General features: G+C 56.0%; 12 protein-coding genes and 2 tRNA genes. 6 read left to right on the top strand and 8 right to left on the bottom strand.

Translation table 11 applies throughout. The annotated features are described in order from the left end of the window. Positions 1-11 precede the first annotated feature (11 nt). Positions 12-440 carry a cysteine desulfuration protein SufE gene (gene sufE / locus V3W49_RS14900; protein ID WP_500146516.1) on the top strand — a complete coding sequence of 143 codons (429 nt, stop codon included), beginning with the start codon at positions 12-14 and terminating at the stop codon, positions 438-440. A gap of 97 nt (positions 441-537) precedes the next feature. Beyond that, the gene (gene ldtE / locus V3W49_RS14895) at positions 538-1,551 is read left to right on the top strand and encodes a L,D-transpeptidase LdtE (RefSeq protein ID WP_500146515.1); all 1,014 of its coding nucleotides are present in this window, start codon (positions 538-540) and stop codon (positions 1,549-1,551) included. A gap of 240 nt (positions 1,552-1,791) precedes the next feature. On the opposite strand, the gene V3W49_RS14890 is transcribed toward ldtE, so the two are convergent. Together V3W49_RS14890 and pykF are read right to left on the bottom strand one after the other, a co-directional pair. After that, entirely contained in the window at positions 1,792-2,028 is a 237-nt protein-coding gene (locus tag V3W49_RS14890) for a major outer membrane lipoprotein (protein ID WP_002908860.1), read from the bottom strand. Between the two features lie 312 nt (positions 2,029-2,340). Beyond that, positions 2,341-3,753, bottom strand: coding sequence for a pyruvate kinase PykF (gene pykF, locus V3W49_RS14885; protein ID WP_500146511.1), 1,413 nt, complete (start codon positions 3,751-3,753; stop codon positions 2,341-2,343). A 478-nt stretch (positions 3,754-4,231) separates the two neighbouring features. On the opposite strand from pykF, the gene V3W49_RS14880 reads away from it, so the two are divergent. Both V3W49_RS14880 and V3W49_RS14875 read left to right on the top strand, forming a co-directional pair. Then, a complete protein-coding gene (locus V3W49_RS14880) occupies positions 4,232-4,897 on the top strand; it encodes an integrase (RefSeq protein WP_500146509.1) in 666 nt (221 codons plus the stop codon). Then, positions 4,890-5,558 carry an RES family NAD+ phosphorylase gene (locus V3W49_RS14875; protein WP_500146507.1) on the top strand — a complete coding sequence of 223 codons (669 nt, stop codon included), beginning with the start codon at positions 4,890-4,892 and terminating at the stop codon, positions 5,556-5,558. The genes V3W49_RS14880 and V3W49_RS14875 overlap by 8 nt, the downstream gene beginning before the upstream one ends. A gap of 68 nt (positions 5,559-5,626) precedes the next feature. On the opposite strand, the gene V3W49_RS14870 is transcribed toward V3W49_RS14875, so the two are convergent. The 4 genes from V3W49_RS14870 to mdtK form a co-directional block, all read right to left on the bottom strand. Next, positions 5,627-5,767 (bottom strand): hypothetical protein, encoded by a 141-nt coding sequence (locus tag V3W49_RS14870; RefSeq protein ID WP_138097268.1) that lies wholly within the window; start codon positions 5,765-5,767, stop codon positions 5,627-5,629. Positions 5,768-5,906: 139 nt separating this feature from the next. After that, positions 5,907-5,983 (bottom strand) — tRNA-Val (locus V3W49_RS14865). Positions 5,984-5,986: 3 nt separating this feature from the next. After that, a tRNA-Val gene (locus V3W49_RS14860) sits at positions 5,987-6,063 on the bottom strand. A gap of 151 nt (positions 6,064-6,214) precedes the next feature. Next, the gene (gene mdtK / locus V3W49_RS14855; protein ID WP_500146506.1) at positions 6,215-7,588 is read right to left on the bottom strand and encodes an MdtK family multidrug efflux MATE transporter; all 1,374 of its coding nucleotides are present in this window, start codon (positions 7,586-7,588) and stop codon (positions 6,215-6,217) included. Positions 7,589-7,975: 387 nt separating this feature from the next. Here mdtK and V3W49_RS14850 point away from each other — a divergent pair, with 387 nt between their 5' ends. Next, positions 7,976-8,626 carry a riboflavin synthase subunit alpha gene (locus V3W49_RS14850; RefSeq protein WP_500146505.1) on the top strand — a complete coding sequence of 217 codons (651 nt, stop codon included), beginning with the start codon at positions 7,976-7,978 and terminating at the stop codon, positions 8,624-8,626. A gap of 46 nt (positions 8,627-8,672) precedes the next feature. On the opposite strand, the gene cfa is transcribed toward V3W49_RS14850, so the two are convergent. Together cfa and punC are read right to left on the bottom strand one after the other, a co-directional pair. Next, complete coding sequence (gene cfa, locus V3W49_RS14845; RefSeq protein ID WP_500146503.1) at positions 8,673-9,821, bottom strand: cyclopropane fatty acyl phospholipid synthase; 1,149 nt, start codon at positions 9,819-9,821, stop codon at positions 8,673-8,675. A gap of 311 nt (positions 9,822-10,132) precedes the next feature. Beyond that, entirely contained in the window at positions 10,133-11,323 is a 1,191-nt protein-coding gene (gene punC, locus V3W49_RS14840; RefSeq protein WP_500146502.1) for a purine nucleoside transporter PunC, read from the bottom strand. A gap of 119 nt (positions 11,324-11,442) precedes the next feature. Here punC and punR point away from each other — a divergent pair, with 119 nt between their 5' ends. Continuing rightward, the gene (punR, locus tag V3W49_RS14835) at positions 11,443-12,354 is read left to right on the top strand and encodes a DNA-binding transcriptional activator PunR (protein WP_500146500.1); all 912 of its coding nucleotides are present in this window, start codon (positions 11,443-11,445) and stop codon (positions 12,352-12,354) included.

Below are 12,354 nucleotides of genomic sequence, written 5' to 3'. Positions count from 1 at the left end.
GGGGGGCCGAGATGGCTGCGATGCCGGATAAAGAAAAGCTGCTGCGAAACTTCAACCGCTGCGCCAACTGGGAAGAGAAATATCTCTACATTATTGAACTGGGGCAGCGTCTGGCGCCGCTCAGCGAAGAGGCGCACACCCCCGATAATCTTATTCAGGGCTGTCAGAGCCAGGTGTGGATCGTGATGGAGCAGGCCTCGGATAACGTTATCCAGCTACGGGGCGACAGCGATGCGGCCATCGTTAAGGGGCTGATAGCCGTGGTGTTTATTCTTTATCACCAGATGACGGCACGCGATATCGTGGCATTTGATGTGCGCCCCTGGTTCGAGAAGATGAATCTGACCCAGCATCTGACCCCATCGCGCTCTCAGGGGCTGGAAGCGATGATTCGTGCGATTCGCGCGAAAGCCGCCGCGTTGGCCCCGACTCTCAGCTAAACTTTCAGATAACAGCTTTCATTCTGTGGATGCGGGGCGGGGCTCTCCTCCCCGCGCTTTTTCTGCATTCCGGCACATTGCCGGTGAGGGGTTCAGTATGAAACGCGCGTTATCTCTCTCTATGACCGGGTTGCTGTGTGCGCTGGCGCTTGCCCCGCTTGCTGTCCGCGCCGTCGACTATCCGCTGCCGCCCCCCGGCAGCCGCCTGATTGGCCATAACCAGCGCTACATCATGCCCGACAACGGGAAGAACCTTGAGTACGTAGCGGACAAATTTGGTACAGGCATTCTGTTACTGCTGGAGGCGAACAGCAAAGTCGACCCGCTGCTGCCGAAGGCGGGCAGCGAAATCATTATCCCGTCGCAGATGCTGCTGCCGGATACTCCCCGGGAAGGTATTGTCATTAACCTCGCGGAGCTGCGACTTTATTACTATCCGCCGGGGCAAAATAAGGTAGAGGTTTATCCTATTGGCATCGGTCAGCTCGGTCGCGAAACGCCGGAAATGGTTACCCGTATTAGTCAGAAAATCCCCAATCCCAGCTGGACGCCGACTGCTAATATTCGGGCTCGTTCGTTGGCCCAGGGAATAAAACTGCCTGCGGTCGTTCCGGCCGGGCCAAATAATCCACTGGGGCGCTATGCATTACGCCTGGAGAAAGGTGGCGGGGAATATTTAATTCACGGAACTAACGTGCGTCGCAGCGTCGGCCAGCGGGTTAGTTCCGGATGTATCCGTCTGCGCTCCGAGGATATCAAAGCGCTATTTTCGAAAGTGGATTGGGGTACCCGGGTTCAGATTATTAATGAGCCGGTGAAATATTCCGTTGAACCGAATGGCCGACGTTATGTGGAAGTCCACCAGCCGCTTTCAACTAACGACTGGGAAAATCCGCAAACGGTGCCGATTGCCATCAGCGCCAGTTTCGGGCGTTTTATCGATGATGAACGAAGCGATCGCAACGCGGTGGATAACGCGATGACCCGACGGGCCGGATATCCGGTGGAGGTGTCTGGCAGCGCGTCGCTTACGCCGTCGACGGCGCCGATGCAGAGCGCCCACAACGCGTCCAGCGAACAGAGCGAAAGGCTGCTTTCCGGGGTTCAGTAATTCCTCTGGTCTCTGCCCTGAACTGCGGCGCCATTCGACACCGTTGCTTTATCTGGCCTCAAAGCGTCTGAACGGCGTGCTAAAGCGTTCTGGCCGGGAGCTATGTCACTGCATAGAAAAAGCTTCAGAATGCGGCAGAAGCCATTTGAGGGCGTGAAAACAGAGGATAGCAGTAAACCGGGAGTGGAAGACAGATAAAAAAATGGCGCACAAGGTGCGCCATTTTTATTACAGGAACTCTTACTTACGGTAAGAGTGAGCCTGGTTGTCCAGACGCTGGTTAGCGCGAGCTGCGTCGTCTTTAGCAGCCTGAACGTCAGAACGCATTGCGTTCACGTCGTTGCTCAGCTGGTCAACTTTAGCGTTCAGAGTCTGAACGTCAGAAGACAGCTGATCGATTTTAGCGTTGCTGGAGCAACCAGCCAGCAGAGTAGAACCCAGGATTACCGCGCCCAGTACCAGTTTAGTACGATTCATTATTAATACCCTCTAGATTGAGTTAATCTCCATGTAGCGTTACAAGTATTACACAAAGTTTTTTCGCTTGAGAATATTTTTTTTGTGCGAACACACTCAAATTTGATCGTTCGCTCAAAGAAGCAGCGAATTGCCGCAAATTGCTAAAAACTCTGAGTTAAACGCGGGGACTTTCATCGGATTCATCTTAAGTTTAGTCTGGCTTAAATAGTAAAAGCCGATTTGATTTTTTATTGATAGCGGCTACGCGAAGTTAAAAAATAAAAAAGGCGCCGGATGGCGCCTTGTAGTGATTTACCGCCAGGCGGTTTATTACAGAACGTGTACCGATGCGGTATTGGTGGTGCCGCTCGGCACCAGCGCGCCGGAAACCATCACGACCACGTCGCCTTTATGGGCCAGGCCGCTTGCCAGCGCCGCTTCTTTACCCAGGCGATAGAAGTCGTCGGTCGAGGCGATGGACTTAACCAACTGAGGAATAACGCCTTTGCTCAGTACCAGCTGACGGCAGGTGATCTCATTGGTGGTCAGCGCCAGAATGTTGGCGTTCGGGAAGTATTTGCGTACCGATTTCGCGGACTTACCGCCTTCGGTCGCTACCACGATCAGCGGCGCTTCCAGGTTTTCAGCGGTTTCAACCGCGCCACGGCACACGGCTTCGGTGATGCGCAGTTTACGATTGCTGTTCGCGTGGTCGAGGCGGCTCTGCATCACGCGGTCGGTGCGTTCGCAGATGGTCGCCATAATAGATACCGCTTCCAGCGGGTATTTACCCTTGGCTGATTCGCCGGACAGCATCACGGCGTCGGTGCCGTCGAGGATGGCGTTTGCGACGTCGCCAGCTTCCGCACGGGTCGGACGCGGATTTTTGATCATGGAGTCCAGCATCTGGGTGGCGGTGATCACCACTTTACGGGCGAGGATACATTTCTCGATCATCATCTTCTGAGCGAAGATCACTTCTTCTACCGGGATTTCAACACCCAGGTCGCCGCGAGCGACCATGATACCGTCAGATGCGTTGAGGATTTCGTCGAAGTTATTCAGGCCTTCCTGGTTTTCGATCTTGGAGATTATCTGGATATGGTCGCCGCCGTGGGCCTGCAGATGTGCGCGGATCTCTTCAACGTCGGAACGCTTACGGATAAAGGAGGCCGCCACAAAGTCGACGCCCTGCTCGCAGCCGAAGATCAGGTCTTTTTTGTCTTTTTCCGCCAGGGCTGGCAGGGCGATGGAAACGCCTGGCAGGTTAACGCCTTTGTTTTCGCCCAGATCGCCGTTGTTCAGCACCTTACAAACCACTTTGTCGCCTTCGATGGCGGTGACTTCCATGCCGATCAGGCCATCGTCCACCAGAACGGTGTTGCCGACGGAAAGATCGCTGGTGAAGCCTTCATAGGTTACAGCAACGGTTTCGCTGTTGCCGACCACGGATTTATCGGTGGTGAAGGTGAAAGTCTGACCAGCCTTCAGAGAGACGTCGTTGCCGCCTTCCAGCTTCATGGTACGGATTTCCGGGCCTTTGGTATCCAGCAGAATCGCTGCTGGTTTACCGGTCTTCGCAACGACGTTGCGCAAATTTTTAATGCGCTGACCGTGCTCCTCGTAATCCCCGTGGGAGAAGTTGAGGCGCATGACGTTCATGCCTGCTTCCAGCAGTTTGGTTAACATCTCTTCAGATTCGGTTTTCGGACCGATAGTACAAACGATTTTGGTCTTTTTCATGACAGTCTTAGTCTTAAGTTGGGAAGGATGGGAATTTAAGCTCCGGCTGCGGTAACCGCTGTGTCGGCAACCGGAAACGATATTTCGATAAACGTTGAGCCACATCCACAAGAATAGGTGACAGAAGCAGAGCGTGCAGAAGAAAGTATCCGGGCGTTTGTGAACGCCATCGGAGGCTGGCTCGGTTTGTGATGTGGATGCAGTTCAAAAAGCTGAAACCATTCAAGTTCAATTTTCGCCTAGTATAAGTCAAATGTTAGGGTAAAAGGAATTAAAAACAGCGTTTCATTCTTTCAACGGAGGAGTTTTAGCGCAGTCAGGGCTGCCATGAAAGGAAAAAAGACAATCAGACTGCGGCGGATTTTTCCTGCGCCTGGCAAACGTGACAGAGAAGCGGTGGTGTGGCGAATATTTGACCATTCGGCGTGATGGTGTATGATAACCAATATCACGAATATCACGCAGGCGAGGGATTTTGATGAGTGATAAAACGCAGGTTCAGGTTTCAGCTTCCGATATGAGCTACCCGAAATTCGCCACTCTCAGCGGTGAAGAGCTGCGCCATCTGAAAACGGATAAGGGCAGTCACTATCTGGTGATGGAATTGCCTGAGGCGCTGGCGGGAAGCCGTCAGGAGAGGGTGCTGCAACTGGCGCTGGAAAGTGCATTGCGTTTGACGGCCTCGTTGACCGGCGAAGCCCCTCAGTCGGTGATTCAGGCTACAGCGCGCGCCCTGCCTTCGGGACAAATGGTGGATGCACAGACGCAGCTTAGTGAACGCATACTGCGCGAATCGGAGTGGCTGACTGCCCGGGATATTTCGATGCGCGCCGGGCTGGCGCTCTCTAACCCGAGCGCGGCGCCTAACCGCTGGAAGACGAAAAAACGTATTTTCGCGCTGTCGGTAAACGGACGGGACTACTACCCGGCGTACGGACTGGATGAAGGTTATATACCGCTTCCGGTTATGGCCAGACTGATAGCCTTGTTTGGAGAACGTAAAACCCCCTGGGGAATGGCTATCTGGCTGGGTTCAGACAATAGCTGGCTTGGCGGGCGTAAGCCGAAAGAGCTGTTGGCTACGGAGCCGGAAGCCGTTTGTCGCGCTGCGCAGGCAGAAATTCAGGGACCGGTACATGGCTGACGGAAGGTCGGCCTCCCTGATTCCGTTACCTGGCCACGATAACCGGGTAAAAACCGGCGTTTGGGAGGCGGGGCGTCCGTTACACCGTATTCACTCTTTACGCTTCGGCGCCAGCCAGTTTAACCCGGGGCTGGGCGAAGCGCGCTTCAGCCCGCTGCGCGACGCGCAGGGGCTTCCCATACCCACACTCTACGCCGGCGCTTCCCCCGATGTTGCTATAATGGAAACCCTGTTTCACGATCTGCCGCAGTACAGCGATGGCGCTCCGTTCGATCTTGCGAAGCTGGCCGGGCTGGTCTGGTCACAACTGGTACCGCGGCAGCCGCTGACGCTGGTGAAGCTAACGCCGATGACGCTGCGGCGTCTGGGGATTAAACGTGCCCAGTTGCTGGACAGCGATGCCAGCCAGTATCCGATCACCCGCCTGTGGGCGCTGACACTGTGGCAACAGAATCCCATAGCCCAGGGACTTTGCTGGTCGTCGCGCCAGCACGGCGATGAGGCCGTGATGCTGTTCGGCGATCGCGTCGCTCAGCGGCTTTTTGAAGTCAAAGTCGCATCCCGGCCGCTGATTCAGAGCGATGAACTGCTGGTGCGGATCGAAGCGCTGGCGGATGAAATGGGCGTTGTGCTGCTACCGCCGGGGGGAGGATACCCGTAAAAGGCAGGAAGAACGCAGCGGAAGCACATCATCAGACGGCTTCCGCTTCCGAATGGGGCGCTCAGCGCTTAAATTTTACAGGCATCGCCGCAATCGTCGTCGGCCACGATGGCCTGCGCTTTTTTATCCGCTTCTTCCAGACGTTCAGCGTTACGCTCTTCGGCTTCTTCCAGTCCGCTAATGACCAGATTGTCGAGATCAATTTCCATAAGTCACCTGTCTTTAGTTCAGTTTCACTTCGGGTCGATTATAGGGGAAAACAGCGGTTACGCCAGCGGTGGCTGAATCGATTGTCGGGAAAACAGGCGATAAGGCAAAAAGAGAAAAGCGAGAGAGTCGCACCAGAAATGGTGCGTCCGAGTGGACTCGAACCACCGACCCCCACCATGTCAAGGTGGTGCTCTAACCAACTGAGCTACGGACGCAAATGGTGCGTTCAATTGGACTCGAACCAACGACCCCCACCATGTCAAGGTGGTGCTCTAACCAACTGAGCTATGAACGCAACGCTGTAGGTGACAGTGGGGACGAATATTAACGACAGCGATGGGGCCTGGCAAGGGGAAAATGATAAATTTACCGGGAAATTAACGCGATTGCTGACCAACTGCGCAATGCGTTGAAAAAACAGCCGCCCGTAGGCGGCCGTTGCAGGATTAACGTGCGGCGCGCTGCAAAATCAGCACCGAAGGTTGACGCTGGAACCAGCGGATCCGTAGCACCATCATAATCGCGGCAGCGGTCAGGCCGATAATAAAGCCTATCCAGAACCCCGCCGGGCCCATGGCTGGAACGATAAGATCCGTCAGAGCCAGCAGATAGCCGCTGGGCAGCCCCAGAATCCAGTAGGCGGTCAGCGTGATAAAGAAAATGGAACGGGTATCTTTATAACCGCGCAGTACGCCGCTGCCGATGACCTGAATAGAGTCGGAGATCTGATAAATCGCCGCCAGCAGCATCAGGTGGGAGGCCAGCGTCACCACAGCCGGGTTGTCGTTATACAGCAGGGCGATGGGTTCGCGCAGCAGTATGGTAAACAGCGCTGTGACGCAGGCCATCATCACGCCAACGGCTATCCCGGTCCACGCCGATGTGCGGGCGTCCAGCGTTGAGCCCTGGCCCAACCGGAAGCCGACGCGAATCGTTACCGCCGCCGATAATGACATCGGCAGTACGAACATCAGGGAACTGAAGTTAAGGGCTATCTGGTGCCCGGCTACGTCGATAATGCCCAGCGGCGATACCAGCAACGCCACCACGGCAAACAGCGTCACTTCAAAGAACAGCGCCAGCGCGATGGGCAGGCCCAGCTGTACCAGGCGCTTCAGAATCTGCCAGTCCGGAGCGCCGAAGCGTTCAGCATTACGGATATCACGCATCGAACGAGCGCGCTTCACCCAGCCCAGCATGCACAGGAACATCACCCAGTAAACCGCCGCGGTGGCCACGCCACAGCCGACGCCACCGAGCTCCGGCATGCCAAAGTGGCCGTAAATAAAGATGTAGTTGACCGGAATATTGACCAGCAAACCGATAAAGCCCATCACCATCCCAGGCTTGGTCTTCGCCAGCCCTTCGCACTGGTTACGAGCCACCTGGAAGAACAGATAGCCCGGGGCGCCGCACAGCAGGGCGCGCAGGTAGCTTACCGCTTTATCGGCCATCAGCGGGTCGATATTGTGCATGGAATGAATGATGTAGCCCGCGTTCCAGAGCACCGCCATCACCAGTACGGAAACCATGCCTGCCAGCCAGAACCCCTGGCGAACCTGGGCTGCCACGCGCTCACGACGGCCGGAACCGTTCAACTGGGCGACCACCGGGGTGAGCGCCAGCAGCAGGCCGTGTCCAAAGAGAATCGCCGGCAGCCAGATAGAGGTACCGATGGCGACCGCTGCCATATCGGTGGCGCTGTAGCCGCCCGCCATCACGGTATCGACAAAACCCATCGCAGTCTGGGCGATCTGCGCGAAGATCACAGGGATAGCCAGAGCTAATAACTGACGCGCTTCGTTTAAGTACTTTTGCACGGAAACACCTGTATTATTGTTGTGTATACCCGTCATTCTTCGAGCCGCCGGCGCGTTGGCTGCGTTCACTTGCCCTGGTCGCATAGTCTCTATGCTCCCGGAGATTCGCTCTCTTGCCACCTTCCTGCAACTCGAATTATTGAGGGGATAGAGAGACAAAAAGGCCGCCTGTGATAGGCAGCCAGAAAAAATGCGGGAATTTAGCCGGATATTGTAGCTGCTGTTGGCCGTTAAGTCAGCGAAATAGTAGCGGGTTATTGTTGATATCTGGCAACCTTTATTGCCAACTGCTATGGTGATGGTCTTCTGTGCCATAGCGGCCTGCCTGCTCATGTATAATTGCGGGACGCGGCCCGTGTTTGCCGCACGGCGTATCTGGAGTGAAATATGTTTACTGGTATTGTGCAGGGCACCGGTCAGGTGGTGTCCATCGAAGAAAAGGACAATTTTCGCACCCATGTGGTTGAGCTGCCGGAAGCGTTACTGCCGGGGCTTGAAACCGGCGCATCGGTCGCTAATAACGGCTGCTGTCTGACCGTGACCGCGATTGACGGCGCGCGGGTCAGTTTTGACCTGATGAAAGAGACATTGCGTTTGACCAATCTGGGACAGCTACAGGTGGGAGATAAAGTCAATCTGGAGCGGGCCGCGAAATTCGGCGATGAAATCGGCGGCCATCTGATGTCCGGCCATATTATTACCACGGCGGAAATCGTAAAAGTGCTGACTTCGGAAAATAACCGTCAGATATGGTTCAAACCCCTGGATCGCACCCTGATGAAATATATTCTGCATAAGGGGTTCATTGGCATTGATGGTATCAGTCTGACGGTTGGCGAAGTGACCAGCAGCCGTTTTTGCGTGCACCTGATTCCGGAAACCCTGCAGCGCACCACCCTGGGGGAGAAAAAGCTGGGCGACAGCATTAATATTGAAATCGACCCGCAAACCCAGGCCATTATCGATACCGTCGAGCGGGTTATGGCGACCCGCGAAGCAGCCATCGAAAATGCCGCAGAGCCGGCGCAACAGGCCTGATTCTGCCGTAGATAAAAAAGCCCCCGGCTATTGCCGGGGGCTTTTTTTAGCGGGGGACTCGCAGGCCGTTTTCAATGCCTCGGCTGAACATTACCTGCCATAGCTGAATGTCGCGGGCGCGGAAGGCGCCGGCGCAGGCGTTCAGGTAATAGCTGAACATTCTCTTAAAGCGTTCACTGTAGTTGCTGGCGATCTCCGGCCAGGCCGCCTGGAATCGCTCGAACCAGGCCATCAGCGTCTTATCGTAGTCGGCCCCGAAATTGTGCCAGTCTTCCATGACCAGTCGACCTTCGCTCGCTTCGGCGATATGCCGAACCGATGGCAGGCAACCGTTGGGGAAGATGTATTTATTGATCCAGGGATCGACGTTATGGTCGGTTTTGTTGGAGCCGATAGTATGCAGCAGAAACAGACCATCCGGCTTCAGATTGCGATCGACCACTGAAAAGTAAGTATCGTAGTTCTTCGGCCCGACGTGTTCGAACATGCCCACTGAGACAATGCGGTCGAAACCCTGGTCGAGATCGCGATAATCCTGGAGCAGAATGGTGACATCCAGCCCTTCACAGCGGGCCTGAGCCATCTTTTGCTGTTCGGCGGAGATCGTTACCCCGGTCACAGAGACGCCGTAATGACGGGCGGCGAATTCAGACAGGCCACCCCAGCCGCAGCCGATATCCAGCAGTTTCATGCCGGGAGCGAGCTGTAGCTTTTCGCAGATCATCTTCAGCTTGGCCTGTTGGGCATCCACCAGGTTGTCAGCCTCTTTCCAGTAGCCGCAGGAGTACTGCATCCAGGGATCCAGCATTCGGCTAAACAGGTCGTTACCGAGGTCGTAATGCTCTTTGCCGACGATCCACGCCCGCTTCTTGCTTTGCAGGTTGACCAGACGGGCGGCGGCGATGCGCAACGTATCCTTAAGGTGGTGCGGCAGTTGATTTTCCAGGCCAGCGCGCAGAACTTTGGTAAAAAAGATATCGAGCCTGTCGCATTCCCACCAGCCGTCCATGTAACTTTCGCCCAGCCCCAGCGAACCTTCCTGTAATACACGCTTGAAGAAGTTGGGATTCTTAACCTGAATATCGCCCGGTGCGGTGCCATTTATATTGATGCTGGCCCGTCCGAGCATCTCACTGGCGATGCGATACCACTCGCTGTCAGTGACGCTGGTTTCTTCTATACACGATGAACTCATAGTTTCTCCATCACCTGATTGCGATCGGGTCCATTACAGCTTTTACGCTATCAGAAAAAGCGTAGTCGCTATTTTGGCCTTGTGAGAATTCTCACGGAAAATCCGAGCGTCCGATTACCGACGTGAATAAAGAAGGAGAAGTCTTCCTTGTAAGACCCTCAAATAACAGAAAACGGGAGCAGGGCGCTCCCGTTACTACCTAATATTTATGATATATATCCAGAGCTGTTTTCAGTATATGCCTCTGATAAAAGTGATTCAATAAAAATTGTTAGTGCCCTAATTAGATGGGAATAGCATTATTTATCCCGTTATTTTCCCTGGCGTGATGGGCGCCACTGTTGCTGCGGTGCGCGCTGCATCAGGTAGCCCAGTAGCGCCAGTACTACGGTAGCAACCATTACGCCGGTGGTGGTAATCAGCGGCTGTTCCACTCCCCATGAAACCAGCAAACTGGCCAGAAAACAAAGCCCGAGCTGCAGCGTATTCTGCAACGCGGCGGCACGTCCGGCATCGCCCGGAAATGGCAGCAGGGCCGCGGAAACGACGATGGGGTAGATTGCGCCGTTAGCCAGCGCCATTATGCAGAAGGGGATTAGCAGCAGCGTCAGGGTCGCATGGCCGGAAAGCGCTACGCCCCAGGTCGCCAGTACGCTCAGCGCAAAGAGACTCAGCAGCCACGGTAACAGTTGCTCGCCGCTCCAGCGGGATAGCGCGCTGCGACAGCCGTAGCCGCCTGCCAGAAAAGCGATAGTCTGGGGCACGTAGCTCAGCCCGGTGGCGCCGGGGCCGTAGCCCAGATCGCGCAGCAGAAACGGCGAGCCGGTAAGCCAGGCGAAGAAACTGGCGGAACAGGCCGCGTAAATCAGCACGTTGCCGCGGTAGCCGCGACTGCGCAGCAGCGTCACAAACCCGGTTTTCGGTGCCTGTGTGCCCTCAGATGGCGCAGGAAAATGCGGAGGCAGACGCAGGGCGGGAGCCATCAGCAGCAGAGTGATGATAAACAGCGCAAGGAAGATAGCCTGCCATTCGAAGTGCACCAGCAGCCAGCTGCCCAGTAGCGGCGCCAGAGCCGGGGAAAGCGCCACCAGCGGCATAATAGTGGCGAAAACCCGTTTTGCCTGGGGCCCCGGATAGCGGTCGGCCACCAGCGCCTGCCAGCTGACGGTGGCGGCACAGACGCCAACCGCCTGAATAAAGCGCAGCGTCAGCATCAGCGCCGCGCTCTTCACCCACAGCATTCCCAGACAGCCGAGAGCGAACAGCGTCAGCCCTGCCAGCAGTATCGGGCGGCGGCCGAAGCGATCCGACAGCGGCCCCCAGACCAACTGGGCCAGGGCGAAACCGGCCAGAAACAGGCTCAGGCTGGCGCTTATCGCGCCAGGCGCGGCGTTCAGACTGTGCTGCATGGCGGAAAATGCCGGCAGGTACATATCGGTGGCCAGAAAGCCGATAACGCTCAGCCCGGCCAGCCAGGCCATAAATCCTTTTCCAGATCGCATGATTTTTCTCTAACGCTTTTTCTGGTGATACACAAACAATGGGTGCAGTGTAAGGAGTGCGCTATCGCTTGTGAAACGCTAATATTTGCCTGTTGCATTCAAATTTTTTGCAGGCAGATATGTGGTCAGAATACTCACTGGAAGTGGTAGATGCCGTTGCTCGTAACGGCAGCTTTAGTTCGGCGGCTCAGGAGCTGCATCGGGTGCCTTCGGCGGTCAGCTATACCGTGCGTCAGTTAGAGACATGGCTGGCGGTACCGCTGTTCGTGCGCCGCCACCGCGATGTTGAACTGACGGAGGCCGGGGCCTTTTTTCTGCGCGAGGGGCGAGAAGTTATCAAAAAAATGCTCGCCACTCGCCAGCGCTGTCAGCAGATAGCCAACGGCTGGCGCGGTCAGTTTTCCATCGCCGTGGATAACATCGTCAAACCGGCGCGTATCCGCCAGCTGGTGCTGGATTTCTATCGCCATTTTCCCGATGTGGAGCTGCTGGTTTCCCGTGAAGTGTTTAACGGCGTGTGGGATGCGCTGGAAGACGGGCGCGTGGAGCTGGCGATCGGCGCTACCCGGGCGGTGCCTGTTGGGGGGCGTTACGCGTTTCGGGATATGGGGATGCTGCGCTGGCATTGCGTGGTGGCGGCCAGTCATCCGCTGGCAGAAGAGAGGGGACCGCTGGATGACGAACGGCTGCGGCGCTGGCCTTCGCTGGTGCTGGAGGATACTTCGCGTTCGCTGCCTAAGCGTACCACCTGGCTACTGGATAACCAGCGCCGCATGGTGGTACCGGACTGGGAGAGTGCAAAAGAGTGTCTGGATGCCGGGTTGTGTGTCGGTATGGTGCCGGCCCATATTGCGCAACCTCGGATAAAAAGTGGTCGCTGGACGGCGCTGACCCTGGAAAACCGTTTTCCGGATGCCGCCTGCTGTCTGAGCTGGCGTCAGAATGAAGCGTCGCCGGTGCTGGTCTGGCTGCTGGATTATCTGGGGGATAGCGAAACGCTGAATGCGGAATGGCTGAAGGAGCCCGACTGA

The organism is Rosenbergiella sp. YN46 (genome assembly GCF_036620675.1).
Lineage (GTDB): Bacteria > Pseudomonadota > Gammaproteobacteria > Enterobacterales > Enterobacteriaceae > Jejubacter.
This window is presented reverse-complemented; position numbering and strand designations above follow the sequence as displayed.